Below are 26,441 nucleotides of genomic sequence, written 5' to 3' on the forward strand. Positions count from 1 at the left end.
GGGAGCGTGACAGATACACGTATCGTCGCGTCGCGGCGCAAATGTAACAAAACCAGAAAAATTAGATAGCGGTCACTGCCTGTGACGATGATCGCTACACAAACCCGTGGGCCTGTTAAAATGCCCGACCTTTTTTGCAGACGACCCTTCTTACCGCCATGTCCCGACTCAATCCCCGGCAGCAGGAAGCCGTGAACTACGTCGGCGGCCCTCTTTTGGTGCTCGCCGGTGCCGGTTCCGGCAAGACCAGCGTGATCACCCGCAAGATTGCGCACCTGATCCAGAACTGTGGCATCCGCGCCCAGTACATCGTCGCCATGACCTTTACCAACAAGGCGGCTCGCGAGATGAAAGAGCGCGTCGGTACCTTGCTCAGAGGCGGCGAAGGTCGTGGGCTGACGGTGTCGACGTTCCATAACCTGGGCCTGAATATCATCCGTAAGGAGCACACCCGGCTAGGTTACAAACCGGGGTTTTCGATCTTTGACGAGACGGACGTCAAAGCCCTGATGACCGACATCATGCAGAAAGAGTATTCGGGCGACGATGGCGTCGACGAAATCAAGAACATGATCGGCTCGTGGAAAAATGATCTGATCCTGCCCGCCGAAGCGCTGGAAAACGCCCGCAACCCCAAGGAACAGACCGCTGCCATCGTCTACACCCACTATCAACGCACGCTCAAGGCGTACAACGCGGTGGACTTCGATGACCTCATCCTGGTGCCGGTCAAGCTGTTCCAGGAACACCCTGACGTTCTGGAGAAATGGCAGAACAAGGTGCGTTACCTGTTGGTAGACGAGTATCAGGACACCAACGCCAGCCAGTACCTGCTGGTGAAACTGCTGATCGGCTCGCGCAACCAGTTCACCGTGGTGGGCGACGACGATCAGTCGATCTATGCCTGGCGCGGCGCGCGGCCGGAAAACCTGATGCTGCTCAAGGACGATTACCCATCGCTGAAAGTGGTCATGCTGGAGCAGAACTACCGCTCGACCAGCCGCATTCTGCGCTGCGCCAACGTGCTGATCTCGAACAACCCGCACGCTTTCGAAAAACAACTGTGGTCCGACATGGGCCATGGCGACGAGATCCGGGTGATTCGCTGCCGTAACGAAGATGCCGAAGCCGAGCGGGTGGCGATGGAAATCCTCACTCTGCACCTGCGCACCGACCGGCCTTACAGTGACTTCGCCATCCTCTATCGCGGTAACTACCAGGCCAAACTGATCGAGCTGAAATTGCAGCACCATCAGGTGCCCTATCGCCTGTCGGGCGGCAACAGCTTCTTCGGCCGCCAGGAAGTGAAAGACCTGATGGCCTATTTCCGCCTGCTGGTAAACCCGGATGACGACAACGCCTTCCTGCGGGTGATCAACGTTCCGCGCCGCGAAATCGGCTCGACCACGCTGGAAAAACTCGGCAACTACGCCACCGAGCGCAAAGTGTCGATGTATGCCGCCACCGACGAGATCGGCCTTGGCGAGCATCTGGACAGCCGCTATACCGACCGCTTGCAGCGCTTCAAACGCTGGATGGATGGCGTGCGCCAGCAATGCGCGCAGAACGACCCCATCGCCGCGCTGCGCAGCATGGTCATGGACATCGATTACGAGAACTGGCTGCGCCAGAACAGCTCCAGCGAAAAGGCCGCCGACTACCGGATGAGCAACGTCTGGTTCCTCATTGAGGCGCTGAAAAATACGCTGGAGAAAGACGAAGAAGGCGGCATGACCATCGAGGAAGCCATCGGCAAGCTGGTCTTGCGTGACATGCTCGAACGTCAGCAGGAAGAGGAAGATGGTGCCGAGGGCGTACAGATGATGACCCTGCACGCTTCCAAGGGGCTGGAATTTCCGTACGTGTTCATCATGGGCATGGAAGAAGAGATCCTTCCGCATCGCTCCAGCATCGAAGCCGACACCATCGAAGAAGAACGCCGTCTGGCCTACGTGGGCATCACCCGCGCTCGGCAGACCCTGGCGTTTACCTTCGCGGCCAAGCGCAAGCAGTACGGGGAAATCATCGACTGTGCGCCCAGCCGTTTTCTGGATGAGCTGCCCCCGGACGATCTGGCCTGGGAAGGTAACGACGACACGCCGACAGAAGTCAAAGCGGTGCGCGGCAATACCGCGCTGGCCGACATTCGCGCCATGCTGAAACGCTAGCCGACCCACGAAATTGATCATTTATTGCGCAATGGCGCAGCCAAGGAATTGAAGTGGAAGCACTGCACAAGAAGATTCGCGAAGAAGGTATCGTCCTGTCTGATCAGGTGTTGAAGGTCGATGCGTTTCTCAATCACCAGATTGACCCGGTGTTGATGAAGCAAATCGGCGACGAATTCGCCCGACGGTTTGCCGATGCTGGCGTGACCAAGATCGTGACCATCGAAGCGTCGGGTATTGCACCGGCAGTGATGGCAGGCCTGAACATGGGCGTACCGGTAATCTTCGCCCGCAAGCACCAGTCACTGACCCTGACCGAGAACCTGTTGTCGGCCAGCGTGTACTCGTTCACCAAGCAGGTGGAAAGCACCGTAGCCATTTCGCCGCGCCATCTGAGCAGCAGCGACAAGGTGCTGATCATCGACGACTTCCTGGCCAACGGCAAAGCTGCGCAGGCGCTGATCTCGATCATCAAACAGGCTGGTGCCACCGTTGCCGGGCTGGGGATCGTGATCGAGAAGTCCTTCCAGGGCGGCCGTGCCGAACTGGATGCGCAGGGCTATCACGTTGAATCGCTGGCCCGCGTCGAGTCACTGGCCGGTGGCGTAGTGACGTTCAAGTAAGGCACTCAAGAGCGAACGCGGAGCCTCCGGAAATGCATGCCCACGGAGCATGGGCACGATAGCGTTTTCCCGGACACACCTCTCGTTCGTCACACTACGCTCCAGCGTCGGAATGCCGTTCGTGACGCTTTGCTCTCTACGCCGCGCTGCTTGCGTTAGTGTGGAATACCCAGCGTGCGCAAACGCCGATACAGGGTGCGCTCGCTCAACCCCAGCTCTTTGGCAAGCTCACTGCGCGAGCCTTTGAACACGCGCAACGCGTGGGCGAGCTTCTCAAGGCCCTCATCCGCACGCCGGTAAGACACGCCGCCTGCCTCGTCATGCCCGCGTACTTCAGCGGGCAAATCCTGCACGCGAATCACGCCGTCGTCGGTAAACAGCCGTGCGCGTTCGAGGATGTTGCGCAGTTCGCGGATGTTGCCGGGGTAGCTGTAAAAACTCAGCAGTTTCATGGCGTCGGGATCGACACGCGGCGCGGCAACGGGTGCGATGCGTTGCAGCAGGCTATCAATCAGCAGCGGCAGGTCTTCGCTGCGTTCGCGCAGGGCTGGCAGGCGAATCGGGAAGGCGCTGATGCGGTAAAACAAATCCTGTCGAAAGCTGCCCTCGGCGACCATTTCCTTGAGCGGCTTGTGAGTGGCCACCACCAGCCGAAAGTCGGAATGCACGGTTCTCAGGCTGCCCACCGGACGAAAGCTGCCCGACTCGATCAGCCTCAGCAGCTTGACCTGCATGGCCAGCGGCACCTCGCCGATCTCATCAAGAAACAGCGTACCGCCATGTGCGGCTTCAGCCAGGCCGGTCTTGCGTTGCACTGCGCCGGTGAATGCGCCCTTTTCGTAGCCAAATAGCTCGCTTTCCAGCAGGGTTTCGGTCAGCCCGGTGCAGTCCACCACCACCAGCGGTCCTGCCGATCTTGAGCTGCTGGCATGCAGCGCGCGCGCAAACAACTCCTTGCCGGTGCCGGATTCACCCTGCAACAACACCGGAATCTGCGCGGGCGCAGCACGTTGCAGGGCGCCCAGCACTTCCTTGAAGGCTGCCGAACGTCCCACCAGCCCGTGTTGCTGAGGCTGCACCGATGCAACCGCCACTGAACTCAGCCGCTCGACGTAAGCGATCACGTCACCCTGATCGTCGAGAATCGGTCGCAGCTCGACATCGACATGCTCAGGGCCGCGTGGGGTGTGGTGGATGTGCAGCAGGCGCTCTGGCAGCCGGGTTTCATGAGCCTTGCGCATCGGGCACTGCTCACCGGCCTGATCGCAGGGCACCGCGAACTGGTGCGACACCCGATAACACTTCTCGCCCACATGGGGCGTGCCTTCGACGCCAAACTGCCGCTGGTAGGCGGTGTTGGCGGCGATGATGTTGTAGTCAGTGTCCAGCACGATGGTCGGGCGCAGGTCATGTTCCAGGTACGACACCAGCGACTGCATGCGGCTGCCGGGAAAATCGGTGGCGATGATTGACATGATTGCTCCTGAAAACGGGATGCCCGCTGACCCGGCGGGCTGCCAGTTTATGCCATTGGCTGCCAGTCGGCTGCCAAAAAATGGCAGTTACGCCGATCTGACCGTCGGCGGGATAAACCAGCGAACGGAGCTTACCCTTGCAGTTACTAAGCTGTAGCCGTTTCAGAGCGTTTGGCATGCTTATTGAGACTGCAAGACAACGACTGCCAACCGTCCCGCCTGCCGAAACGGCCTCCGGGCGATTACAGCCATGGGAAATGCACATGATTATTGCTGAACAGCTTTACGTCGAAGCGTTATACGACGGCGATACCGGGACCATCAGTTATCTGGTGATGGACATGGAGAGCAAGCAGTGCGCGCTGATCGACAGCGTGCTGGATTACGACCCCAAATCCGGGCGCACACGGACCGAGTCTGCCGACCGGATGATCGGCCGGGTGCATGCCTTGCAGGCCTCTGTGCAATGGATTTTCGAAACCCATGTACACGCGGATCACCTGTCGGCAGCGCCTTATCTGAAGCAAAAACTGGGCGGGCAGACGGTGATAGGCAGCCACATCACGGTCGTGCAGAAAACCTTTGGCGCGCTGTTCAATGCGCCGTCCGATTTTGCGCGCAACGGCAGCCAGTTCGACGTGCTGCTGGACGATGAGGCGTCGTTCGCCATCGGCACTCTGCAGGTTAAAGCCATGCACACGCCCGGACATACCCCGGCCTGCATGAGCTATCTGGTACAGGTTGGCGAGCAGACCGTCGCGTTCGTCGGCGATACGTTGTTCATGCCCGATTACGGCACCGCCCGCTGCGACTTTCCGGGAGCCGATGCGCGCGTGCTGTATCGTTCGATCCGCAAGCTGCTGGCCTTGCAGGCGCAGACCATTTTGTTCATGTGTCACGACTACCTGCCCAACGGCCGGGCGCTGAAATACATGACCACCGTCGCCGAGCAGCGCGCCAGCAATATTCATGTGCATGACGGGGTTGATGAAGACGCGTTCGTCGACATGCGCGAAGCGCGCGACATTACGCTGGAGATGCCGGTATTGATGCTGCCTTCGGTGCAGGTCAACATGCGTTGCGGGCACTTTCCGGAGCCGGAAGACAACGGCGTCGTGTATCTGAAGATCCCGCTCAATGCGCTCTGAGCCCTGCCCGCTATTGGAAATTTTGCAATGAATGCCTCGACTATTAACTGTCAGATCCTGATCGTCGGCGCCGGTGCTGCCGGTATTTCCACCGCTGCAAGTCTGCTCGCCCGCGATGCTTCGCTACAGATCACGCTCGTCGATCCTGCCGACACCCATTACTACCAGCCAGGCTGGACGATGGTCGGCGCGGGCATCTTTGAAGCGCAATCGACGGCGCGCAGCATGATCTCGTTGATCCCCAAGGGTGTGCAGTGGATCAAGGCTGCGGTGGCGACGTTCGAGCCGCAGGACAATGCGCTGACGCTGGAAGACGGACGTACGATCGGCTATCAGCAGCTGGTGGTCTGCCCCGGCCTGAAACTGGACTGGGCTGCCATCGACGGTCTGGTCGAGACTCTTGGTGCCAATGGTGTGACGTCCAATTACCGCTTTGACCTGGCGCCGTACACCTGGCAACTGGTGCAGGACTTGAAACAGGGCCGCGCCCTGTTCACCCAGCCGCCCATGCCGATCAAGTGCGCGGGTGCGCCGCAGAAGGCCATGTATCTGTCCTGCGATCACTGGCTGAAAGCCGGTCGGCTCGCGCAGATCAACACGCAGTTCTACAACGCAGGTGGCGTGCTGTTTGGCGTCGCGGACTATGTACCTGCGCTGATGAGCTACGTGGATCGCTACGCCATCGACCTCAAGTTCAGTCATCGGCTGGTGGCAGTCGACGGGCCGGGTAAACGCGCCACGTTCATTCGCACCCAGCCGGACGGCAGCAGCGAAACCGTCGAGCAAGGCTTTGACATGCTGCACGTGGTGCCACCGCAGACTGCGCCCGATTTCATTCGCAGCAGCCCGCTCGCCGATGCTGCTGGCTGGGTCGATGTGGACCCTGCCACGCTGCGGCATCGGCAGTTCGCCAATGTTCACGGGCTGGGCGACGCCACCAATACCAGCAACGCCAAAACCGCAGCTGCAGCACGCAAGCAGGCACCGGTGGTGGCCAATAATGTGCTGGTCGCGTTGGGTCGCCAAAGTGAATCGGCCGAATATGACGGCTATGGCTCCTGCCCGCTGACCGTCGAGAAAGGCAGGATCGTGCTCGCCGAGTTCACGTACGGCGGCAAGGTCGCACCGAGTTTCCCGAGTTGGTTGCTGGATGGGCGCAAACCCACCCGGCTGGCGTGGTGGTTGAAGGAGCGCGCGTTGCCTGCGATTTACTGGCACGGCATGCTCAAGGGCCGCGAGTGGCTTGCGAGACCGAAGAAGGCTGATGCTCCACATGGTTGAGCATCAACTGTTGGGTGCAGGTCTGGGCGCAATCATTGGTGTGGTGCTGGCCTTGACCGGTGCAGGCGGCGGCATTCTCGCGGTGCCGTTGCTGGTGTTCGGGCTGGGTTTAACGATTGTCGAAGCCGCGCCTGTCGGCCTGCTGGCAGTGGGGCTGGCGGCCGGGGTCGGTGCCGTGCTGGGGTTGCGTCAGGGCATCGTCCGCTATCGGGCCGCAGGTTACATCGCCGGTATCGGCGTGCTTGTGGCGCCGCTCGGCCTGTGGCTTGCCCATCGTCTGCCCAATGCGCCACTGGCGCTGATTTTTTCCGGTGTGTTGCTGTATGCCTGCGGGCGCATGTTCATGCGCGCCAGTCGCGAGCTGCGCGACGGCCAACCTGCACCACGGGCGGAAATACTGCCCTGTGTGCTCAACCCGCTGCAAGGGCGGCTGCGCTGGACCATGCCGTGTCTGCGTGCTCTGACGCTGACCGGCCTGGGCTCCGGCTTGCTCTCCGGCCTGCTTGGCGTCGGCGGCGGCTTCGTGATCATTCCGGCACTGACCCGCTACAGCGACCTGAACATGAAAAGCGTTGTGGCGACCTCACTGGCAGTGATCGCACTGGTCTCGACCGGCAGTGTGATCACCGCATCGTTGACTGGCGTGATGCATTGGGCCGTGGGCGCTCCGTTCGCGTGCGGCGCGGTGCTCGGCCTGATCGGTGGCCGGCAGATCGCCCGCTACCTGGCCGGTCCGCGTTTGCAGCAGTTGTTTGCTGCATGCGGGATCGTTGCTGCGGCTATGTTGGTGCTTTCAGTGGTGTAGCCAGCGACGACCCTCCTGCCAATGTCGTAAGAATCCCCAAACTGTAGGAGCGAACCTGTTCGCGAAGAGGCCGGTGCAGGCGCTGAAAACCTGTTGATCCGTTAATCCGCCTTCGCGAGCAAGCAAGCGTCGCCTGGCTCGCTTCCACTGGAGTCAGGCATGACTCAGCCCGTCAGCCCGGCTGTGTTCTGCAATCCGGCCAGCAGCAAGCGTTGATACAACTCCTCGCGCAGGCCTTGCGGGTTGTCCAGTTGCATGCGCTGCAGGTGCTGCTGGAAGGCTTCCGGATCGGGTGCGTCGAGGGTGGCTTTGCCCAGATCAAGAATCTCGCTCAGCTTGAGTTTGCTCTTCAGCCAGTTCAGCGCGCGCAGCAGGTCGCGTTCTTCGGGACTGAAGTCGCAGCCCAGCGGGTATTCGGTAAACAGTGACGGGTAATCCGCTGCGACGTCCCGCAGGCGCTCCGGAGTGTTTTGCGTGAAGCGCGGGTCGAGCTGGAAATCCTTGGGCAGCTTGCCCGCCTTCTGCGCCTGCTCGATCAGGCCGGACTGAAAGCGTGAATCGCTGATGTTCAGAATGCGCTCGATCACCGTCGCGTCAGTCTGACCACGCAGGTCCGCGATGCCGTACTCGGTGACGACAATATCGCGCAGGTGCCGGGGGATGGTCGTATGGCCGTACTGCCAGACGATATTGGAATTCACCTCGCCACCTGATTCACGCCAGCTGCGCAGCATCAGAATTGAACGAGCGCCTTCCAGGGCATGGGCCTGAGCGACAAAGTTGTACTGGCCGCCGACACCGCTGAGCACCCTGCCGTCTTCCAGTTGATCCGCCACTGCTGCGCCCATCAGGGTAACGGTGAAGGCGCTGTTGATGAAGCGGGCGTCGCGGCGTTGCAGGCGCTTGAGGTCTTCCTGACCGTACAGCTCGTTGATGTAGCTGATGGCGGTCATGTTGAACTGCGCCAGTCGCTCGGCCGGCAGCTCGCGCAGGCGCTCGTAGAAACTTGATGGCCCAAGGAAGAACCCACCATGCACGACTACGCCGTCGGGATGCGCGTCTTCGTCCAGGGTGCCCATATTGGCCAGCCGTTGCAGTTCTACATCGGCATACACCTTGCGCCGTACGATTCCGGCGTCGGCCAGTACCAGCAGGCCGTTGACGAACATTTCGCTGCACCCGTAAAGCCCGCTGGCGAACGGCTGTGTACCGCCTTCGCGGTCGATCAGGGTCTGCCAGTTGCTCATGTTCAGCTCGGCCAGCAGGCTGCGCCATGTTTCGTTGTCGGCCTGCCGCGCCAGCAAGGCGCCGGTCAACGCATCACCCATCGAGCCAATGCCGATCTGCAACGTCCCGCCGTCGCGTACCAGCGTGCTGGCATGCAGACCGATCAGGTGATCCTGATAACCCACAGGCATGTTGGGTGTGGAGAACAGTGTGCTGCGCTCGTCTTCGTCCAGAAGCAGGTCGAAGGCCTCGACGTCGAGTTCCGAATCGCCCGGCATATACGGAAGGTCGACGTGGACCTGGCCGAGCATCAGGATGGTTTCCCCGGCGGCCCGTCGTTTGGCGATCATCGGCAGCAGGTCCAGGGTCACGTCCGGATTGCAGCTCAGGCTCAGCTTGCCCGGTCGTTGATCATCACGCGCCACCAGTTGCGCGACCAGGTTCAGGCCGTTGGCGTTGATGTCGCGCGCGGCATGGCTGTAATTGCTGCTGACGTAGTCCTGCTGGGCAGGCGGGCTGTCGAGCAGGCTACCCGGCTGCATGAAGAACTGCTGGACGTGAATGTTGGGCGGCAGTTTGTCGCGACGTAGCGCGGCGAGGTAGTCGAGTTCCGGGTAATCACCGAAAGTCCGTTCCAGGAACGGTTCCAGAAACCGCGCCTGTAAACCTTCACCTGGCGTGGGTCGGCCGAGCGTCAACGCGGTGTAGATCGTCAGGCGTCGTTCGGGCAATTGACTGATGCGCTGATACAGCGCGTTGACGAACCGATTGGGCTTGCCGAGGCCCAGCGGCATGCCGAGATGAATGTGCTCGGGTAACTGCGCCAGAACGTGATCGACGGCTTGCTGGATGGAACAGGAATACGGCATCCAAGCTCTCCTGAATTATTATTGGGTGCAGGTTGGACCGGTGATGAAGCGAAAGCGTTGCATGCTCGCCATGCATGGTTCAAGCGCCCTACTTCTGGCGGCTGTACCGGCCTCTTCGCGAGCAAGCGAAGCGTCGTCCGGCTCGCTCCCACGAGACGTATGTATAGCGATGGGCGCGGAGCGTGGAAACGAGAATCTACGCTTACTTCAGCCCGGACATGCTCTGGATGGCGCTCTTCAGTTCGTCGTCTGTGCAATCGCCGCAGGTGCCTTTCGGAGGCATGATGCCAATGCCTTTTATAGTGCTGGCCAGCAGGCCATCGAGGCCGCCGGTTTTTTGCGCTCGTGCTTCCCAGGCTTCGGTATCGCCGATTTTCGGCGCGTTGAGCAGACCTACGCTGTGACAGGCGACGCAATGGGCGGCGATGATGTCGTCAGGGGCTCGGGCGGTGTCGGCGGCTTGCACATTGAAGACCCACAGCGTCAAAACGCCTGCGATGCTCAGAATCTTCCGGTTCGGTTTCACACTGCACTCATCGCGAAGGCACTCAGAAATTGGCCGGTGTCGCGGCGCTGATCAAGCGCGCCGGGACGTCGAACGGGTTGCGAAAGCGATGCGGCCGGGTGCTTTCGAAATAGTAGCTGTCACCCGCTTCGAGCACGTAGGTATCGAGTCCGACCACCAGCTCAAGCCGCCCCTCCACGAGGATGCCGGTTTCTTCGCCCTCGTGAACCAGCATTTCTTCACCGGTATCAGCGCCCGGCGGATAGGTTTCCGTGAGAAAGGCGATGGCGCGACCCTGATGCGACTTGCCGACCAGCTTCATGGTCACGGCACCGTCCGAGATATCGATCAAATCACTGGCCTTGTAGACCACTTGAGCCGAATTCTCCGGGACGGTTTCTTCCGAGAAGAACTCGACCATGGACATGGGGATGCCGCTCAGTACCTTGCGCAGGGAGCTGATCGAAGGGCTTACGCTGTTTTTCTCGATCATGGAAATGGTGCTGTTGGTCACGCCTGCCCGCTTGGCGAGTTCGCGCTGGGACAGGCCCTTGAGCTTGCGGATCGATTGCAGCCGTTCACCCACGTCCAATGCGGTATTCCCTCAGTCTTTGTCAGGTCAAGTCGGTATGAACGCCATCATGGCAACAGCGTTCAATATTTACAACAGTTCGACAGGCACCGGCGCAGCAAGGGAGCCGCTGGAATGATCAGCAATCAATGTTCGGAATAGGTCCGCGGGACTCGCCGCAGGTTGCAGAATATCTGGTAAGGAATTGTGTCTGCCTGCGCGGCGACTTCGCTGGCCAGCACCTCTTTGCCCCATAGCTCGACCCGACTGCCGATACCGGCCTGCGGCAGGTGGGTCAGGTCTACGGAGAGCATGTCCATGGACACCCGGCCGACCAGTCTGGAGCGTTGGCCGTCGATCTGCACCGGTGTCCCGCTCGGCGCATGGCGTGGATAGCCGTCGGCATAACCTATCGCAACCGCGCCGATACGCGAAGGCTTGTCGGTGACGAACGTCGCGCCGTAGCCCACGGCTTCGCCGGCCGGCAGCTCGCGGACGCTGATGATCTTCGATTCCAGGGTCATGACCGGTTGCAGGCGGTCGGCAAGAGGCTGCGCCTGATCAAACGGTGTCGCTCCGTAGAGCATGATGCCGGTGCGCGACCAGTCACTGGGGATCTTCGGCCAGCCCATCACGGCAGGAGAGTTCTTCAGGCTGGTCTCCGCCGCCAGCCCTTGGCAGGTGGTTTCGAAAACGGCGCACTGTGCCGCGCTCGATGAGCTGTTCAGCTCGTCCGCGCAGGCGAAGTGGGTCATCAATACGATCTTCGCCACCTTGCCGGTTGCCAGCAGGCGTTGATACGCCGCGCGATACTCGAACGGATGCAGCCCGACACGGTGCATGCCGGTGTCGAGCTTGAGCCAGACCGTCAGCGGCTTGCCTGGATGCGCCCGTTCGATGGCTTCCAGTTGCCAGGGCGAATGCACAACCGTCCAGAAATCATGCTCGACAATCAGGGCCAGCTCGTCGGCCTCAAAAAAACCTTCCAGCAGCAGAATCGGCGCGCGGATACCCGCCGCACGCAATTCGAGCGCCTCTTCGATGCAGGCCACTGCAAAACCGTCGGCCTGCGCTTCGAGGGTTTGGGCCACACGCACTGCGCCGTGGCCATAGGCGTCGGCCTTGATCACCGCGAGGGCTTTGCCGCCGCTGCTTTCACGGGCCAGTTGATAGTTGTGGCGCAGTGCCTGGAGATCGATAAGGGCGCGGGCTGGACGCATGGTGACGTTGATTGCCTGAAGAAAGTAAGCAGAGGAAATTGCCCAACGTCGAGAGTTGCGTCGCCGGGCAGGTGTGCAACGTTATGGCAGTGCAGCAACCACCGACAGTTCGACCAGGATTTCTGGTTCGCACAGTTTGGCCTCGACCGTTGCGCGCGCAGGGGCGAAGCCTTTGGGCAGCCACTTGTCCCACACGCTGTTCATGCCAGCGAAGTGGGCATCGATGTCTTTCAGGTAAATGGTGACCGATAGAATGCGCGTCTTGTCGGTGCCGGCCAGATCCAGCAAGCGCTCGATGCTGTTGAGGACCTCTTTGGTCTGCTGTTCGACACCCGCAGTCATGTCATTGCCTACCTGGCCCGACAGATACACGGTGCCATTGTGGACAACGACCTGACTCATGCGCTCATTGGTGAGCTGGCGCTGGATTGACATGCTTTGCATTCTCCTGGGTGTTGCCATAGCGAGAGATATCGAGACCTTCGGCACTGATTCGAGGCGTCTTGCAGGCAATCAGATCGGCCAGCAGGCGGCCGGAACCGCACGCCATCGTCCAGCCCAGCGTGCCGTGACCGGTATTGAGGAACAGGTTACGGAACGCTGTGGCACCTACGATCGGCGTGCCGTCGGGCGTTGTCGGACGCAACCCGGTCCAGAAACTGGCCTGGGTCAGGTCGCCGCCCTGAGGATAGAGGTCACCGACGATCATCTCCAGTGTTTCGCGTCGACGTGGATTGAGCGACAGGTCAAAACCGGCGATTTCTGCCATGCCGCCGACCCGGATACGGTTGTCGAAGCGGGTGATGGCGACCTTGTAGGTTTCATCGAGAATGGTCGACGTCGGCGCCATCTCAGGGTTGGTGATCGGCACGGTCAGCGAATAGCCCTTGAGCGGGTACACCGGGGCTTTAATGCCCAGTGGCTTGAGCAGCTGTGGTGAATAACTGCCGAGCGCCAGCACGTAGCGGTCGGCCGTTTCCAGCTGGCCATCGATCCACACGCCGTTGATGCGGTCGCCGGCGTGGTCGAGGCGCTCGATGTTCTGCCCATAACGGAACTCGACGCCCAGCGCTATCGCCATCTCGGCCAGCCGGGTCGTGAATAACTGGCAATCGCCGGTTTGGTCATTGGGCAGGCGCAGCGCGCCGCTGAGGATACCGGTGACACCGGCCAGCGCAGGTTCGACCCGGGCGATGCCTTCGCGATCGAGCAATTCATAAGGAACACCTGACTGCTCCAGCACGGAAATGTCCTTGGCGGCATTGTCCAGTTGCGCCTGGGTGCGGAACAGTTGAGTGGTGCCCAGGCTGCGCCCTTCATAGGCGATGCCGGTCTCGATGCGCAGTTCGTCGAGGCAATCGCGACTGTATTCGGACAGCCGCACCATGCGTTCTTTGTTGACGGCATACCGGCTGGCGGTGCAGTTGCGCAGCATTTGCGCCATCCACAGGTACTGATCGATATCCGCGGTTGCTTTGATGGCCAGCGGGGAATGGCGCTGCAACAGCCATTTGATGGCTTTCAGCGGAACGCCCGGCGCAGCCCAGGGCGAGGCATAGCCCGGCGAGACCTGACCGGCGTTGGCGAAGCTGGTTTCCATGCCCGCTGCAGGCTGACGGTCAACCACTGTCACCTGGAAGCCGGCACGCGCCAGATAGTAGGCACTGGTGGTACCGATCACACCACTACCAAGGACCAGAACACGCATGTCGATAACCTCATCGCGGATATCCGCTGATATTTCGAAGTTTTAAGCAAGAATGTGGGCAGTATATTGAGCAATAGGCAGTGCTTCTCACTGTATAAACATTTATATTCAGCGTTTATTCACGGCCAAAAACGCTTTGCCAGAGGGGAATGTACCCGTGCGCACTCAACACCAGTCAAACCGCGAGCTGGACAAGATCGACCGCAATATCCTGCGCATCCTGCAAGCGGACGGGCGCATCTCGTTCACCGAGCTGGGCGAGCGGGTCGGCCTCTCGACCACACCCTGTACGGAACGGGTCCGCAGGCTGGAACGCGAAGGGATCATCATGGGCTACAACGCCCGCCTGAACCCGCAAAGCCTCAAGGCCAGTCTGCTGGTATTCGTGGAGATCAGTCTGGATTACAAGTCCGGCGATACGTTCGAAGAGTTCCGCCGCGCGGTGCTGAAGCTGCCGCATGTGCTGGAGTGCCATCTGGTGTCCGGTGACTTCGACTATCTGGTCAAGGCGCGTATTTCCGAGATGGCGTCCTACCGCAAACTGCTGGGCGACATCCTGCTCAAGTTGCCCCACGTGCGCGAGTCGAAGAGCTATATCGTGATGGAAGAAGTGAAGGAGAGCCTGAACCTGCCGATTGCCGACTGATGTCGCGGGCCCGCTTTACACCAGTACTTGCCGGGTCGAGGCCATGAACTGGTGAATCTGTTTCTCGACCCGTGGATGGATCAGTTCGACCGGGCGCCGGCCGTTGGGGCATGGCAGGCTTGCGGTAGTACCGAACAGACGGCAGATCAGCGGGCGTTCTTCATAGACTGTGCAGCCTTGTGGCCCGAGGTGCACACAGTTGAGTTCGTCCAGCGCGGCTTCCTGCTCGGCGGCAGTCTTGCGTGGCAGGCGTGACATTTCTTCGGAGGACGTCGTGACCGGGCCGCAGCAGTCATGACAGCCAGGCACGCACTCGAACGAGGGGATCTGACGTCGTAAATCGAGGACTTTCTGACGGTTGCAGCTCATTGAATTGACCACCTGGAAGCAATGCCGGGAGTTTGCCTCAGTTGGCAGGCGCATGACAGCGGCTTATCCTCCCGACCACCCAGACGCCGCCAACAGGACAAATCCATGAGCGCCCGCGTTCAGCATCCAGCCGCTCACGACCGGCACACCGTCTCCTATTACGCCGCCAGCAGCCATCCGCAACCGGATTATCCTGCGCTGCAAGGCGACTTGAAGGTGGATGTGTGCGTAGTGGGCGGCGGATTTTCCGGCCTCAACACTGCCATTGAACTGGCTGAACGAGGTTTCAGCGTTGCCCTGCTGGAAGCCCGCAAGATCGGTTGGGGCGCCAGCGGGCGCAATGGCGGTCAGTTGATTCGCGGCGTCGGGCATGGCGTCGAGCAATTTGCCAACGTTATCGGCAGCGACGGCGTGCGTCAGCTCAAGATGCTGGGCATCGAGGCGGTCGAGATTGTCCGCCAGCGCATTGCAAGGCATGGCATCGATTGCGACCTGAAATGGGGTTATTGCGACCTGGCTAACAAACCGCGTGACCTGATCAGTCTCGCCGAGGATGCGGATGAGCTGCGCGGCCTGGGTTACCGTCACGAGCTGAAACTGGTGCAACCCGATCAGATGCACAGTGTGGTGGGGTCCGCGCGCTATGTCGGCGGGCTGATCGACATGGGCTCGGGGCATCTGCATCCGTTGAATCTGGCGCTGGGCGAAGCGGCTGTTGCGCAGTCGCTGGGCGTGCAGGTGTTCGAGCATTCCGCTGTGACCCGCATCGACTACGGCTCGCAGGTCAAGGTGCACACGGCGCAAGGTGCGGTATCGGCGACAACCCTGGTGCTGGGCTGCAACGCGTATCTCAACGATCTGAACCCGGAAATCAGCGGCAAGGTGTTACCTGCGGGCAGTTACATTATTGCGACCGAGCCTCTGAGCGAGGCGCAGGCCTGCGAATTGCTGCCGCAGGACATGGCGGTCTGCGACCAGCGCGTGACGGTGGATTATTACCGGTTGTCCGCCGACCGCCGCTTGTTGTTCGGCGGTGCCTGCCATTATTCCGGGCGTGACCCGAGCGATATTGCGGCTTACATGCGACCTAAGATGCTGGACGTGTTTCCGCAACTGGCCAGTGTGAAGATTGATTACCAGTGGGGGGGGATGATCGGCATCGGTGCCAATCGCCTGCCGCAGATCGGTCGACTCAAGCAGCATCCGAATGTGTTCTATGCCCAGGCTTACTCAGGGCATGGCCTGAACGCCACGCACTTGGCGGGTCGTCTACTGGCCGAAGCCATCGCCGGGCAACACAGCGATGGCTTCGAGTTGTTCGCCAGCGTGCCGCACATGACCTTCCCCGGCGGCAAGCACCTGCGCTCGCCGTTGCTGGCGCTGGGGATGCTCTGGCATCGACTCAAAGAGCTGCGCTGAACGCTCACGTTCTCCAGAACGGCTTCAGAGCCTCGGCTCTGGCCTGCTGGAAATCAAGGCCGATATCGCGCAATTGATCGTCGCTCAGCTCCAGCAGGGCGCGGCGTGATGCCCAGCGGTGTCGATACAGCGCCCAGCGGCCCATGTCCGTCGGCAGCTCAGTCTTCTCGGAACGGACCGTCCTGATCAGGTTTGGCCGATATTCATTCAGTTCCTGACTGTGAAGCGCTAGGCGTACATCGCTGAACCCGTTCATTTACGGTTCCCTCATCCTGGGTGGGTGTGAGCCCATGATGAAACGAACAGCCAAACCATTACAGATTCAAAAACTATTTATATTTTCCATACAGAAAGTTTGAACTCCGCACTGAATGCTATATTTTGGCTTCATCTGTATCGTTCAGTAGTCCAGAAAACTCAAGAGTACGCCATGACGCTTTACGTCAATCTTGCCGAGCTGCTCGGCTCGCGCATCGAAAACGGCTTTTATCGTCCTGGCGACCGCCTGCCTTCCGTGCGTGCATTGAGCGCCGAGCATGGCGTCAGCCTCAGTACCGTGCAGCAAGCCTATAGGGTGCTGGAAGACAATGGGCTGGCCTCGCCGAAACCCAAGTCCGGGTATTTCGTGTCGGTCAGCAAACGAGCCCCCGCGTTGCCTGCTGTGGGGCGACCGGTCCAGCGGCCTGTGGATATCTCGCAATGGGATCAGGTACTGGATCTGATTCGGGTCGCACCCCACGAGGCCGTCACCCAGTTGGGGCGCGGCATGCCTGACGTCACCAGCCCTACCCTGAAGCCTTTGATGCGCGCTTTGGGCCAATTGAGTCGCCATCAGGACATGCCGGGCCTGTATTACGACAACATCTACGGCGTGCCGAGACTGCGCGAGCAGATCGCCCGTCTGATGCTTGATTCGGGCTGCAACCTGACCGCCAACGACCTGATCATTACCACCGGCTGTCACGAAGCGCTGTCGGCCAGTATTCGCGCCCTCTGCCAGCCGGGTGACATCGTGGCGGTGGATTCGCCGAGCTTCTTTGGTGCCATGCAGACCCTCAAGGGCGTCGGCATGAAAGCCATGGAGATTCCGACCGACCCCTTGACCGGCATCAGCCTGGAAGCGCTGGAGCTGGCCCTTGAGCAATGGCCGATCAAGGTCATCCAGCTCACACCCAATTGCAATAACCCGCTGGGTTACATCATGCCCGAAGCCCGCAAGCGCGCCTTGTTGAGCTTGGCGCAACGCTTTGACGTGGCGATCATCGAGGACGATGTGTATGGCGATCTGGCCTACAATTACCCTCGCCCGCGCACCATCAAGTCCTTCGACGAAGACGGCCGCGTGCTGTTGTGCAGTTCGTTTTCCAAGACGCTCGCGCCCGGTTTGCGGGTGGGTTGGGTTGCACCGGGCCGTTATCTGGAACAGGTGCTGCACATGAAGTACATCGGCACCGGCTCGACGGCTCCGCAACCGCAACTGGCGATTGCCGATTTTCTTGAGGGCGGCCATTACGAGCCACACGTCAGGCGTATGCGCACGCAATATCAGCGCAGCCGCGATCAGATCATCGACTGGGTGATGCGCTACTTTCCCGAAGGCACGCGTGCCAGTCGCCCGCAAGGCGCTTTCCTGCTGTGGGTGGAGCTGCCTGAAAACTTCGATAGCCAGCGCTTGAACCGCGTCTTGCTGGACAAGGGCGTACAGGTCGCGGTGGGCAGTATTTTTTCGGCGTCGGGCAAGTACCGCAACTGCCTGCGCATGAACTACGCGTCCAAACCTACGCGGGAAATAGAGAGTGCTGTGCGGATCGTAGGCGAGACAATTACGTCACTGATTGCGCAAACTGACTAAGTGCGGCAAATCTTTCCCGGTTTTGCGGGTCATATCGCCAAGTCGAGCCATGTCCAGACGCGGAAATCAATTTGAACAATTCATGGGCCTTGCCCTTTTGCTTGCTGGTTGCAATGTGCGTCAGCGGTTGCGCACATCAGCAGATCACCGGCGAGCCGAGCCAGGCCATGCCGCCCTCGGGCTCTGCGTTTGGCCGCTCCATCCAGGCCATGGCGATGCCCCACGAAGGGCGCTCGGGCTTTCGCTTGCTGCCTGACAGCAGTGATGCGTTCAAGGCGCGCGCCGAACTGATCCGTAATGCCAAGAGCAGCCTCGACCTGCAGTACTACATCGTCCATGACGGCCTGAGCACGCGCGCGCTGATCGACGAGCTGCTCAAGGCAGCTGACCGTGGCGTTCGCGTGCGCGTCCTGCTGGACGACACCACCAGCGACGGGGTGGATCAGGCGATAGCTACGCTGGCGGCACATCCGAACATACAGATTCGTTTGTTCAATCCGCAAAACCTGGGGCGTGAGACGGGTATAACGCGCAGCCTCGGCCGTTTGATGAATCTGTCGCGCCAGCACCGGCGCATGCACAACAAGCTGTGGCTGGCCGACAGCAGTGTCGCGATTGTCGGCGGCCGCAATCTGGGCGATGAATATTTCGACGCCGAGCCGAACCTGAATTTCACCGATATCGACATGCTGAGCGTCGGCCCGGTCGCCGAGCAACTGGGGCATAGTTTCGATCAGTACTGGAACAGCACGCTCAGCAAACCCATCGATGACTTCATGTATTTCCTGCCGGACGGCCAGGACTTGGCCGAAGCCCGCAAGAAGCTGGACGATTCGCTGGAGCAGGCGCACCAGCAGCACAAGGCGCTTTATGAGCGGCTGATGGCCTACAAGACTCAGCCGCGCATGAAAACCTGGCTCAATGAGCTGGTTTGGGCCTACAACCAGGCCTTGTGGGATGCACCGACCAAAGTGCTGGCGCAGGGCGAGCCGGACCCGCACTTGTTACTGACTACGCAACTGGCGCCGGAGCTGCTGAACACCCGCAAGGAGTTGATGCTGATTTCCGCCTACTTCGTGCCGGGGCAGGAAGGCTTGCTGTACCTGACTGGCCGCGCCGATGCAGGTGTCAAGGTCAGCCTGTTGACCAACTCGCTGGAAGCTACCGACGTGCCCGCCGTGCATGGTGGATACGCACCGTATCGCAAGGCGCTGCTGGAGCATGGTGTGAAGCTGTTCGAACTGCGCCGTCAGCCTGGCGATACCGAAACCATGCGCAGCAGTGGTCCTCATTTGTTCAAGAAAAGTCATTCGCTGGTCAGTTCTGAATCGAGCCTGCACAGCAAGGCAATGATTTTTGATCGGCAGAAGGTGTTCGTCGGCTCGTTCAACTTCGACCCGCGTTCGGTGCTGTGGAACACCGAAGTCGGGGTGCTGGTCGACAGTCCGCAACTGGCCGAAGAGCTGCGTGAGTTGACCTTGCAAGGTATGGCGCCAGCGCTCACTTACGAGGCGCGACTTGAGGATGGCAAGGTGGTGTGGGTGACCGAGGACAACGGCCGGATCCACACCTTGCACACCGAGCCGGGCGACTTGTGGCGGCGTTTCAATGCGTGGATGAGCCGCGCCATCGGTCTTGAAAGAATGCTTTAGGCGGGCGCAGCCTGTGTGCCGAAAGCGCCACGCCGCCTGATCAGAATCAACAGCCCGAACGCGCCTGCCGCCATCAGCAGCGGCAAGGCTTCTCCGCTGACCCACTGGCTGCCTGCACCTGCTGCCAGAGGGCCGATCAGGCAACCGATGCCCCACAGCTGAGCGACGTGCGCGTTGGCACGCACCAGCGCGTCGTCGCGATAACGCTCACCGATCAGGATCAGCGACAACGTGAACAGCCCGCCAGCGCTGGCACCGAACACGGCCCACAGCGGCCAAATCAAGACGGTGTCGATCAGCAACGGCACCAGCAGGCTGGACGCCAGCAGCAACGACGCACAGCCGGTGAACATCGCACGTCGCGAGATACGGTCTGCGAGCATGCCGATCGGCAGTTGCAGCAGCGCATCGCCGACCACTACGACGCTGACCATGATCAGGGCGATTTCCGGGGTGAAGCCATGGCGTATGCAGTAGAGCGGCAGCAGCGTCAAAATCAACGCTTCAAACGCGGCGAACAGCGCCACCGCCCAGGCAATGGCGGGCATGCCGCGACAGAAGCCGAGCAGGTCCGTGAACGTGACGTTGCAGGACTCGGTCGATGGTGCGCCGGTTCGTCCCAGGAGCAGAAAAGGTGAGCCGACCAGCAACAGCACGCCGATCCAGAAGCCGTAGTCTGCCTGCGTACCGATAACGCCCAGCAGCAACGGGCCTGCCAGTTGGCTCAGTGCATAAGCGCTGCCATACAGAGCGACCAGTCGCCCGCGCAGGCGCTCGATCACCAACTGGTTGATCCAGCTTTCGCCGAGCACGAAAACGATGGTCAGGATCACCCCGAGCGTCAGACGCAGGAACAGCCAGATCCAGTAGTACGGCAATAACGCCAACGCGCCGACCGACACAGCTCCGGCCCACAGGCACAGACGCATCAGATTGGCTGTGCCGAAGCGTGCGGCCAGACGACTGGCCAGTGCCGCCCCCACCAGCACACCTATTGCGGGCATCGCCGCCATGATGCCGATGGCGAACGAGCCGTAGCCCCAGCCAGCCAGACGCAATGAAACCAGCGGCATGCTGACGCCCATTGCCAGACCGACGCCCAATACCGACGCCAGCACGGCAAAGTAAGTACCCCAACGCATTTTGAAGCTCCTGCAACCCTTTGCTTATCTGTTCGGTATCGGACGCAGAGCGTCCAGAACGGCATGCCCACGCGGAGCATGGGCACGATAGGCGTTCGCTCGGATGCCTATCTTTCCTTGCGCTCCGGCGTGGGAATGCACTGGGTGACGCTCTGCGTCACCTATTCAACGTGGGACCCAGAGCGTCCCGAACGGCCTTACAACTTGATCCAGGTGGATTTCAGTTCGGTGTATTTATCAAACGCATGCAGTGATTTGTCACGACCGTTACCCGACTGTTTGAAACCGCCGAATGGTGCGGTCATGTCGCCGCCGTCGTACTGGTTGACCCATACGCTGCCCGCACGCAATGCCTTGGCGGTCAGGTGTGCCTTGGAAATGTTCGAAGTCCACACCGCTGCGGCCAGGCCGTATTGGGTGTCGTTGGCGATCTGGATCGCTTCTTCGGCGCTGTCGAAGGTGATCACCGAAAGTACCGGGCCGAAGATCTCTTCCTGGGCGATTCTCATCGCGTTGTTCACACCGTCGAAGATCGTTGGCTCAACGTAAGTGCCGCCAGTCTCCTGCAGGATGCGCTTGCCGCCTGCAACCAGTTTGGCGCCGTCAGTGTGGCCGGCCTCAATGTAGGACAGTACCGTGTCCATCTGCTGGGTATCGACCAGCGCACCGACGTTGGTCGCCGGGTCCAGTGGGTTACCGGGCTTCCAGGTGCTCAGCGCTTCGATCACCATCGGCAGAAAGCGATCCTTGATGGAGCGCTCGACCAGCAGGCGCGAACCTGCCGTACAGACTTCGCCCTGATTGAACGCAATCGCGCTGGCAGCGGAGTCGGCGGCGGCCTGCAAGTCCGGTGCATCGGCAAATACGATGTTCGGGCTCTTGCCGCCAGCTTCCAGCCAGACGCGCTTCATGTTCGATTCGCCCGCATAGATCATCAACTGCTTGGCGATTTTGGTCGAGCCGGTGAACACCACAGTGTCGACATCCATATGCAAGGCCAGCGCCTTGCCAACCGTGTGGCCATAGCCCGGCAATACGTTGAGCACGCCTGCCGGAATACCGGCCTCGATAGCCAGTTGCGCAATACGGATTGCGGTCAGCGGAGATTTTTCCGACGGCTTGAGGATCACCGAGTTGCCGGTGGACAACGCAGGGCCGAGTTTCCAGCAGGCCATCATCAGCGGGAAGTTCCACGGCACGATGGCGGCAACCACGCCGACGGGCTCGCGTGTCACCAGACCCAGTTGATCGTGAGGGGTTGCGGCCACTTCGTCATACAGCTTGTCGATGGCCTCGCCACTCCAGCTCAAGGCTCTGGCGCCGCCAGGGATGTCGACACCCAGCGAGTCGCTGATCGGCTTGCCCATGTCCAGCGTTTCAAGCAGGGCAAGCTCTTCAGCATTTTGCTCAAGCAACCCCGCGAAACGGATCATGGTGGCCTTGCGTTTGGCCGGGGCCAGGCGTGACCAGGCACCTGATTCGAAAGCGCTGCGAGCGCTGTCTACGGCGCGCTGGGCATCGGCAGAGTCGCAACTGGCGACCTTGGCGAGCAGCCGGCCATCGACCGGGCTGATGCAGTCGAATGTTTCGCCGGAGGCGGCAGCGGTGTACTCACCTTGAATGAAAGCGCGGCCTTCAATCTTCAAATTCCGGGCGCGGTTTTCCCAGTCAGTACGAGTCAGGGTGGTCATCGGCATGTCCTCCTTTTGAGTGTTGGCGTGTCATGATGGATTGCAGACACAATCTGAAGTTTCAGGACAGGCAACACCCTAAACCAGCCGGCGGGTCAAAACCAATATATTTGACAGAAATGGCCATTAGAGCGCTTTTCTGTTGATTTTATTAAACAGTCGAGATTCGTAGCCAAGGCACTATTGCTGCGTTTGTTCGTCAAATCGTCAACGTGTTCAAGACAAGGGGGCATCATGGGTATCGCAAGCATTGTCGACTTCAGCGAGGCCAGCACCAGCGCCGAACATTACCGTCCTGCGCCGGAAAAGGTCTTCAAGGGCGATCCGGCTCAGACTATCTATAACCACTACAACAGCCCTTGCGGCCAGATGAGCGCGGGCGTCTGGAATGGCGAGCCTGGTCAGTGGCAGGTGAATTACACCGAGCATGAATACTGCGAAATCGTCCAGGGCGTCAGTGTGTTGCGCGACGAGCAAGGCAATGCCAAAACCCTGCGCTTGGGTGACCGCTTCGTGATTCCTGCGGGCTTCAAGGGCACATGGGAAGTGCTGGAGGCGTGCCGCAAGATTTATGTGGTGTTCGAGGCCAAAACAGGCTGAGTCAGTGGCGTTCTGGTTTCAGGGCAGGCACAAAAAAACCCACCAGAAGGTGGGTTTTTTTGTAGCCGACATAATCAATTACTTGATTTTGCCTTCTTTGTAGATCACGTGCTTGCGTACAACCGGATCGAATTTTTTGATTTCGATTTTATCCGGGGTAGTACGTTTGTTCTTGTCGGTGGTGTAGAAATGGCCTGTACCAGCGCTCGACACCAAACGGATCAATTCACGCATGATTCTCTCCCTTAAATTTTGCCGTCGCGACGCAGTTCAGCGAGCACAACTTCAATGCCACGCTTGTCGATGATACGCATGCCTTTAGCAGATACGCGCAGACGAACAAAACGCTTCTCGCCTTCAACCCAGAAGCGGTGATGCTGCAGGTTTGGCAGGAAACGACGACGGGTTTTGTTGTTTGCGTGGGAAATGTTATTCCCAGTCACCGGACCCTTACCGGTAACTTGACATACTCTCGACATGCCTCAGCCCTCTAAAACCACATGCCCAACCCGGCATGGGTTGGCCGCTTAATCTCTCAGTCATTTGGCGCCAGGCGCCGCGTTTCTTTAAGGGTCTTACCGGCTACACCTACAGTGAAGGAACCGGGCCCCTAGAAAAGAGCGCTGCTTTATACCAGAAACCCTGTGGCTCAACAACAGGCAAAGCACTTTAGTGCAGACAAGCAGGCCTCGTATGCCAGCGCACTCAAGCGCCTGCGGGGGTGCCGGCAAGCCGACCGCTCGTCGCACCATGACGATTGTTCTGTGCCAGAACATAGTCTAGGGTAAGTCCCTCACCAGACTGCACCGGCAGATGGGCCCCTTTCTGAACAGGAAATATCGCCATGCGTCTAGCTGCACTCCCGTTTTTGCTGGTCCCGCTGTTGCTTCCGATTGCCGCTCAGGCGTCCAGTCTCGCTGTTTGCACCGAGGCCAGCCCTGAAGGTTTTGACGTAGTGCAGTATAACTCGCTGACGACCACCAACGCGTCGGCAGATGTATTGATGAATCGTCTCGTGGACTTCGACGCCAAGAGCGGCAAGCTGGTGCCGAGCCTGGCAGAAAGCTGGACCGTGTCTGCCGATGGCCTGACCTACGATTTCAAATTGCGTTCCGGGGTGAAATTTCATACCACCGACTACTTCACGCCGACTCGCGAACTGACGGCGGACGATGTGCTGTTCAGCTTCCAGCGCATGCTCGACCCGCAGAACCCGTGGCACAAGATTGCCCAGAGTGGTTTCCCGCACGCGCAGTCCATGCAGCTGCCTGCGCTGATCAAGCGTATTGAAGCGCCCGACCCGCACTCTGTGCGCTTTACGCTCAACCACGCCGACTCTACTTTTCTCGCCACGCTGAGCATGGGCTTCGCCTCGATCTACTCGGCTGAGTACACCGCGCAACTGCTCAAAGCGGGCACTCCGGAAAAGCTCAACAGCCAGCCGATAGGCACCGGGCCGTTTGTCTTCAAGCGTTTCCAGAAAGACGCCGTGGTGCGCTATGAAGCGTTCAAGGACTACTTCGCTGGCAAGTCTGATGTTGACACGCTGGTGTATGCCATCACGCCGGACGCCAATGTGCGTTTGCAGAAGCTCCGTCAGAATGAATGCCAGATCGCCCTCTCTCCCAAGCCTCTGGATATTCAGGCCGCCAGCAAGATCGACTCGCTCAAGGTCGAGAAGACCGAAGCATTCATGACCGCGTTCGTCGCGATCAACAGCCAGCACCCTCCGTTCGACAAGCCGGAAGTGCGCCAGGCGCTTAACCTGGCGTTCGATAAGGACAATTACCTGAAAGCAGTTTTCGAAGGCACCGCCGAAGCCGCCAACGGCCCTTACCCGCCGAATACCTGGAGCTACGCCAAGGACCTGCCGGGTTACCAGCATGATGTCGCGAAGGCCAAAGCGTTGCTGGCCAAGGCCGGTGTCAAGGACGGTTTCAAAACCACTATCTGGACGCGGCCTTCCGGCAGCCTGCTGAATCCGAACCCTACTCAGGGCGCCCAACTGCTGCAGGCTGATCTGAAACAGGTCGGGATTGATGCTGAAATCAAGGTCATTGAGTGGGGCGAGCTGATTCGACGCGCCAAGGCCGGTGAGCATGATCTGTTGTTCATGGGCTGGGCGGGCGACAACGGTGATCCGGATAACTTCCTGACGCCGCAGTTCTCGTGCGCTGCCGTGCAATCGGGCACCAACTTCGCTCGCTATTGCGACAAGACGCTGGACAAGCTGATCACCGACGGCAAATCCACCAGCGATCAGGCCGCGCGCAGCAAACTTTATCACCAGGCCCAGAAGCAGATTCAGCAGCAGGCACTGTGGATCCCGCTGGCCCACCCGACGGCATCAGCGTTGGTCAGCAAGGACGTGACGGGGTATCAGGTCAGCCCGTTCGGTCGGCAGGATTTCTACAAGGTGCAGGTGAAGTAAGTCGCCGACGACCTCGCTCTGCGCCACCTCGAAAGCTGACGCAGAGTGTCCACAACGCACTGAAACCGTGGGATCTTGCTCGCGAAGGCAATGGTTCAAACGCTTCATTTTCGGGGGCTGCACCGGCCTCTTCGCGAACAAGTTCGCTCCTACGGTTCGGGGGCTTTGACGACGATCTGCGGCAATGCGGGTCGTCGCTCCGGGTCATGTTTCCCTTTTCGGGTTCGTCTGAATTCGCTACATCAACCCCTTCTCCACCATCGACAGCGGCTCGCCGTCGCCGATGATCACGTGGTCCAGCACCTGAACGTCGATGAGCAGCAGTGCTTCCTTGAGGCGCTTGGTCAGGTCGATGTCCGAACGGCTGGGCGTGGTGATACCCGAAGGATGGTTGTGGCAGAGAATCAGGCTGGCGGCGTTGTGAGCCATGGCGCGCTTCACCACCTGGCGAGGATGCACGTAGGACGCGTTGATCGTCCCGCGAAACAGTATCTCGAAGGTCATGACCCGGTGCTTGGTGTCCAGAAAAAGGCAGCCGAACACTTCATGGGGTTCATGACGAAGCAGCGCCTTGAGGTAACTGCGCACCTGAGCCGGATTTTCCAGTGCTGAATCCCGGCGCAGCGACTCGGCCATGTGCCGCCGGGCCATTTCCATTACGGCTTGTAACTGAGCGAACTTCGCAGGGCCCAGACCGAGCTGAGAGGTAAAGGCAGGCAGGTCTGCATCCAATAATGGCCGGACCCCGCCGAATTGATTCAGAAGATGACGCGCCAGGTCTACAGCGCTTTTTCCGGCCACCCCGGTACGTAAAAAGATAGCCAGCAACTCGGCGTCGGATAGAGCCTCTGCTCCCAGCTCCAACAAGCGCTCCCGCGGGCGTTCGGCCGCGGGCCAACTGCGAATACTCATAGCACCTCCATGTGATTGAGCGCCGCTGTCCCGCTGCGGTCGCTGTGCTATCTTAGCCCATCTTTTTTGCGCGACGATCTGGCCTGGGGAGGCGTCATGGCTGTCGCGTAATTCACTCGATCAAAAA

At 60.0% G+C, this 26,441-nt stretch carries 25 protein-coding genes; 11 read left to right on the top strand and 14 right to left on the bottom strand.

The window, feature by feature from the left end; all coding sequences use genetic code 11:
- Positions 1 to 158 precede the first annotated feature (158 nt).
- Both rep and N018_RS00390 read left to right on the top strand, forming a co-directional pair.
- A complete protein-coding gene (gene rep / locus N018_RS00385; RefSeq protein WP_024643604.1) occupies positions 159 to 2,168 on the top strand; it encodes a DNA helicase Rep in 2,010 nt (669 codons plus the stop codon).
- A gap of 53 nt (positions 2,169 to 2,221) precedes the next feature.
- Entirely contained in the window at positions 2,222 to 2,791 is a 570-nt protein-coding gene (locus N018_RS00390) for a xanthine phosphoribosyltransferase (RefSeq protein WP_025388567.1), read from the top strand.
- 155 nt (positions 2,792 to 2,946) lie between these two features.
- On the opposite strand, the gene N018_RS00395 is transcribed toward N018_RS00390, so the two are convergent.
- On the bottom strand, positions 2,947 to 4,266 hold the full coding sequence (locus tag N018_RS00395; protein ID WP_025388568.1) for a sigma-54 interaction domain-containing protein: 1,320 nt from the start codon (positions 4,264 to 4,266) through the stop codon (positions 2,947 to 2,949).
- 263 nt (positions 4,267 to 4,529) lie between these two features.
- Between N018_RS00395 and N018_RS00400 the strand changes: the two genes are divergently transcribed.
- The 3 genes from N018_RS00400 to N018_RS00410 are packed head-to-tail and all read left to right on the top strand — an operon-like array spanning position 4,530 to position 7,500.
- Positions 4,530 to 5,414 carry an MBL fold metallo-hydrolase gene (locus tag N018_RS00400; RefSeq protein ID WP_025388569.1) on the top strand — a complete coding sequence of 295 codons (885 nt, stop codon included), beginning with the start codon at positions 4,530 to 4,532 and terminating at the stop codon, positions 5,412 to 5,414.
- Between the two features lie 27 nt (positions 5,415 to 5,441).
- Positions 5,442 to 6,695, top strand: coding sequence for an NAD(P)/FAD-dependent oxidoreductase (locus N018_RS00405; RefSeq protein WP_025388570.1), 1,254 nt, complete (start codon positions 5,442 to 5,444; stop codon positions 6,693 to 6,695).
- Positions 6,688 to 7,500, top strand: coding sequence for a sulfite exporter TauE/SafE family protein (locus tag N018_RS00410; RefSeq protein WP_024643599.1), 813 nt, complete (start codon positions 6,688 to 6,690; stop codon positions 7,498 to 7,500). Before N018_RS00405 ends, N018_RS00410 begins: the two co-directional genes overlap by 8 nt.
- Before the next feature lie 164 nt (positions 7,501 to 7,664).
- Here N018_RS00410 and N018_RS00415 read toward each other — a convergent pair whose 3' ends face one another.
- From N018_RS00415 to dadA, 6 genes are all read right to left on the bottom strand, one after another.
- Positions 7,665 to 9,596: an acetyl-CoA hydrolase/transferase C-terminal domain-containing protein gene (locus N018_RS00415; RefSeq protein WP_025388571.1), complete on the bottom strand. Its 1,932-nt coding sequence runs from the start codon at positions 9,594 to 9,596 to the stop codon at positions 7,665 to 7,667.
- A 202-nt stretch (positions 9,597 to 9,798) separates the two neighbouring features.
- Positions 9,799 to 10,122 carry a c-type cytochrome gene (locus tag N018_RS00420; protein WP_024643597.1) on the bottom strand — a complete coding sequence of 108 codons (324 nt, stop codon included), beginning with the start codon at positions 10,120 to 10,122 and terminating at the stop codon, positions 9,799 to 9,801.
- Positions 10,123 to 10,144: 22 nt separating this feature from the next.
- Positions 10,145 to 10,693 (bottom strand): cupin domain-containing protein, encoded by a 549-nt coding sequence (locus N018_RS00425; RefSeq protein ID WP_025388572.1) that lies wholly within the window; start codon positions 10,691 to 10,693, stop codon positions 10,145 to 10,147.
- A gap of 125 nt (positions 10,694 to 10,818) precedes the next feature.
- A complete protein-coding gene (gene alr / locus N018_RS00430) occupies positions 10,819 to 11,892 on the bottom strand; it encodes an alanine racemase (RefSeq protein WP_025388573.1) in 1,074 nt (357 codons plus the stop codon).
- An 81-nt stretch (positions 11,893 to 11,973) separates the two neighbouring features.
- Positions 11,974 to 12,327, bottom strand: a complete 354-nt coding sequence (locus tag N018_RS00435; RefSeq protein ID WP_024643594.1) for a RidA family protein — start codon at positions 12,325 to 12,327, stop codon at positions 11,974 to 11,976.
- Positions 12,299 to 13,600: a D-amino acid dehydrogenase gene (gene dadA, locus N018_RS00440; protein WP_024643593.1), complete on the bottom strand. Its 1,302-nt coding sequence runs from the start codon at positions 13,598 to 13,600 to the stop codon at positions 12,299 to 12,301. Before dadA ends, N018_RS00435 begins: the two co-directional genes overlap by 29 nt.
- A gap of 157 nt (positions 13,601 to 13,757) precedes the next feature.
- On the opposite strand from dadA, the gene N018_RS00445 reads away from it, so the two are divergent.
- A complete protein-coding gene (locus tag N018_RS00445) occupies positions 13,758 to 14,246 on the top strand; it encodes an Lrp/AsnC ligand binding domain-containing protein (protein ID WP_004655323.1) in 489 nt (162 codons plus the stop codon).
- A gap of 15 nt (positions 14,247 to 14,261) precedes the next feature.
- On the opposite strand, the gene N018_RS00450 is transcribed toward N018_RS00445, so the two are convergent.
- On the bottom strand, positions 14,262 to 14,615 hold the full coding sequence (locus N018_RS00450) for a YkgJ family cysteine cluster protein (RefSeq protein ID WP_024643592.1): 354 nt from the start codon (positions 14,613 to 14,615) through the stop codon (positions 14,262 to 14,264).
- A gap of 105 nt (positions 14,616 to 14,720) precedes the next feature.
- Between N018_RS00450 and N018_RS00455 the strand changes: the two genes are divergently transcribed.
- Positions 14,721 to 16,034 carry an NAD(P)/FAD-dependent oxidoreductase gene (locus tag N018_RS00455; protein ID WP_025388574.1) on the top strand — a complete coding sequence of 438 codons (1,314 nt, stop codon included), beginning with the start codon at positions 14,721 to 14,723 and terminating at the stop codon, positions 16,032 to 16,034.
- A 4-nt stretch (positions 16,035 to 16,038) separates the two neighbouring features.
- On the opposite strand, the gene N018_RS00460 is transcribed toward N018_RS00455, so the two are convergent.
- The gene (locus N018_RS00460) at positions 16,039 to 16,290 is read right to left on the bottom strand and encodes a DUF1127 domain-containing protein (RefSeq protein ID WP_025388575.1); all 252 of its coding nucleotides are present in this window, start codon (positions 16,288 to 16,290) and stop codon (positions 16,039 to 16,041) included.
- Between the two features lie 174 nt (positions 16,291 to 16,464).
- On the opposite strand from N018_RS00460, the gene N018_RS00465 reads away from it, so the two are divergent.
- Both N018_RS00465 and N018_RS00470 read left to right on the top strand, forming a co-directional pair.
- On the top strand, positions 16,465 to 17,886 hold the full coding sequence (locus N018_RS00465; protein WP_024643589.1) for a PLP-dependent aminotransferase family protein: 1,422 nt from the start codon (positions 16,465 to 16,467) through the stop codon (positions 17,884 to 17,886).
- 71 nt (positions 17,887 to 17,957) lie between these two features.
- The gene (locus N018_RS00470) at positions 17,958 to 19,538 is read left to right on the top strand and encodes a phospholipase D family protein (protein ID WP_024643588.1); all 1,581 of its coding nucleotides are present in this window, start codon (positions 17,958 to 17,960) and stop codon (positions 19,536 to 19,538) included.
- On the opposite strand, the gene N018_RS00475 is transcribed toward N018_RS00470, so the two are convergent.
- The gene (locus N018_RS00475) at positions 19,535 to 20,680 is read right to left on the bottom strand and encodes an MFS transporter (RefSeq protein ID WP_025388576.1); all 1,146 of its coding nucleotides are present in this window, start codon (positions 20,678 to 20,680) and stop codon (positions 19,535 to 19,537) included. The genes N018_RS00470 and N018_RS00475 overlap by 4 nt on opposite strands.
- A gap of 197 nt (positions 20,681 to 20,877) precedes the next feature.
- Positions 20,878 to 22,371, bottom strand: coding sequence for an aldehyde dehydrogenase (locus tag N018_RS00480; RefSeq protein WP_025388577.1), 1,494 nt, complete (start codon positions 22,369 to 22,371; stop codon positions 20,878 to 20,880).
- Between the two features lie 234 nt (positions 22,372 to 22,605).
- Here N018_RS00480 and N018_RS00485 point away from each other — a divergent pair, with 234 nt between their 5' ends.
- Positions 22,606 to 22,971 (top strand): cupin domain-containing protein, encoded by a 366-nt coding sequence (locus N018_RS00485; protein ID WP_025388578.1) that lies wholly within the window; start codon positions 22,606 to 22,608, stop codon positions 22,969 to 22,971.
- Positions 22,972 to 23,049: 78 nt separating this feature from the next.
- Here the strand turns inward: N018_RS00485 and rpmG are convergent, their stop codons facing one another.
- Together rpmG and rpmB are read right to left on the bottom strand one after the other, a co-directional pair.
- Complete coding sequence (rpmG, locus tag N018_RS00490) at positions 23,050 to 23,205, bottom strand: 50S ribosomal protein L33 (RefSeq protein ID WP_002551515.1); 156 nt, start codon at positions 23,203 to 23,205, stop codon at positions 23,050 to 23,052.
- Between the two features lie 11 nt (positions 23,206 to 23,216).
- A complete protein-coding gene (gene rpmB / locus N018_RS00495; protein ID WP_002551514.1) occupies positions 23,217 to 23,450 on the bottom strand; it encodes a 50S ribosomal protein L28 in 234 nt (77 codons plus the stop codon).
- 365 nt (positions 23,451 to 23,815) lie between these two features.
- Here rpmB and N018_RS00500 point away from each other — a divergent pair, with 365 nt between their 5' ends.
- Positions 23,816 to 25,402 carry an ABC transporter substrate-binding protein gene (locus N018_RS00500; protein WP_025388579.1) on the top strand — a complete coding sequence of 529 codons (1,587 nt, stop codon included), beginning with the start codon at positions 23,816 to 23,818 and terminating at the stop codon, positions 25,400 to 25,402.
- Positions 25,403 to 25,639: 237 nt separating this feature from the next.
- On the opposite strand, the gene radC is transcribed toward N018_RS00500, so the two are convergent.
- Complete coding sequence (gene radC, locus N018_RS00505; protein WP_024643583.1) at positions 25,640 to 26,314, bottom strand: RadC family protein; 675 nt, start codon at positions 26,312 to 26,314, stop codon at positions 25,640 to 25,642.
- Positions 26,315 to 26,441 lie beyond the last annotated feature (127 nt).

The sequence above is a fragment of the Pseudomonas syringae CC1557 genome (genome assembly GCF_000452705.1).
Classification (GTDB): domain Bacteria; phylum Pseudomonadota; class Gammaproteobacteria; order Pseudomonadales; family Pseudomonadaceae; genus Aquipseudomonas; species Aquipseudomonas syringae_F.

What these genes read in the sequence shown, in the direction of transcription:
- alr (WP_025388573.1), bottom strand. Translation starts at nt 11,892, where the DNA reads ATGCGTCCAGCCCGCGCCCTTATCGATCTCCAGGCACTGCGCCACAAC.
- N018_RS00465 (WP_024643589.1), top strand. Translation starts at nt 16,465, where the DNA reads ATGACGCTTTACGTCAATCTTGCCGAGCTGCTCGGCTCGCGCATCGAA.
- N018_RS00400 (WP_025388569.1), top strand. Translation starts at nt 4,530, where the DNA reads ATGATTATTGCTGAACAGCTTTACGTCGAAGCGTTATACGACGGCGAT.
- N018_RS00485 (WP_025388578.1), top strand. Translation starts at nt 22,606, where the DNA reads ATGGGTATCGCAAGCATTGTCGACTTCAGCGAGGCCAGCACCAGCGCC.
- N018_RS00410 (WP_024643599.1), top strand. Translation starts at nt 6,688, where the DNA reads ATGGTTGAGCATCAACTGTTGGGTGCAGGTCTGGGCGCAATCATTGGT.
- N018_RS00480 (WP_025388577.1), bottom strand. Translation starts at nt 22,371, where the DNA reads ATGACCACCCTGACTCGTACTGACTGGGAAAACCGCGCCCGGAATTTG.
- N018_RS00415 (WP_025388571.1), bottom strand. Translation starts at nt 9,596, where the DNA reads ATGCCGTATTCCTGTTCCATCCAGCAAGCCGTCGATCACGTTCTGGCG.
- N018_RS00405 (WP_025388570.1), top strand. Translation starts at nt 5,442, where the DNA reads ATGAATGCCTCGACTATTAACTGTCAGATCCTGATCGTCGGCGCCGGT.
- N018_RS00460 (WP_025388575.1), bottom strand. Translation starts at nt 16,290, where the DNA reads ATGAACGGGTTCAGCGATGTACGCCTAGCGCTTCACAGTCAGGAACTG.
- dadA (WP_024643593.1), bottom strand. Translation starts at nt 13,600, where the DNA reads ATGCGTGTTCTGGTCCTTGGTAGTGGTGTGATCGGTACCACCAGTGCC.
- N018_RS00435 (WP_024643594.1), bottom strand. Translation starts at nt 12,327, where the DNA reads ATGTCAATCCAGCGCCAGCTCACCAATGAGCGCATGAGTCAGGTCGTT.
- radC (WP_024643583.1), bottom strand. Translation starts at nt 26,314, where the DNA reads ATGAGTATTCGCAGTTGGCCCGCGGCCGAACGCCCGCGGGAGCGCTTG.
- N018_RS00500 (WP_025388579.1), top strand. Translation starts at nt 23,816, where the DNA reads ATGCGTCTAGCTGCACTCCCGTTTTTGCTGGTCCCGCTGTTGCTTCCG.
- rep (WP_024643604.1), top strand. Translation starts at nt 159, where the DNA reads ATGTCCCGACTCAATCCCCGGCAGCAGGAAGCCGTGAACTACGTCGGC.
- N018_RS00455 (WP_025388574.1), top strand. Translation starts at nt 14,721, where the DNA reads ATGAGCGCCCGCGTTCAGCATCCAGCCGCTCACGACCGGCACACCGTC.
- N018_RS00475 (WP_025388576.1), bottom strand. Translation starts at nt 20,680, where the DNA reads ATGCGTTGGGGTACTTACTTTGCCGTGCTGGCGTCGGTATTGGGCGTC.
- rpmB (WP_002551514.1), bottom strand. Translation starts at nt 23,450, where the DNA reads ATGTCGAGAGTATGTCAAGTTACCGGTAAGGGTCCGGTGACTGGGAAT.
- N018_RS00450 (WP_024643592.1), bottom strand. Translation starts at nt 14,615, where the DNA reads ATGAGCTGCAACCGTCAGAAAGTCCTCGATTTACGACGTCAGATCCCC.
- rpmG (WP_002551515.1), bottom strand. Translation starts at nt 23,205, where the DNA reads ATGCGTGAATTGATCCGTTTGGTGTCGAGCGCTGGTACAGGCCATTTC.
- N018_RS00395 (WP_025388568.1), bottom strand. Translation starts at nt 4,266, where the DNA reads ATGTCAATCATCGCCACCGATTTTCCCGGCAGCCGCATGCAGTCGCTG.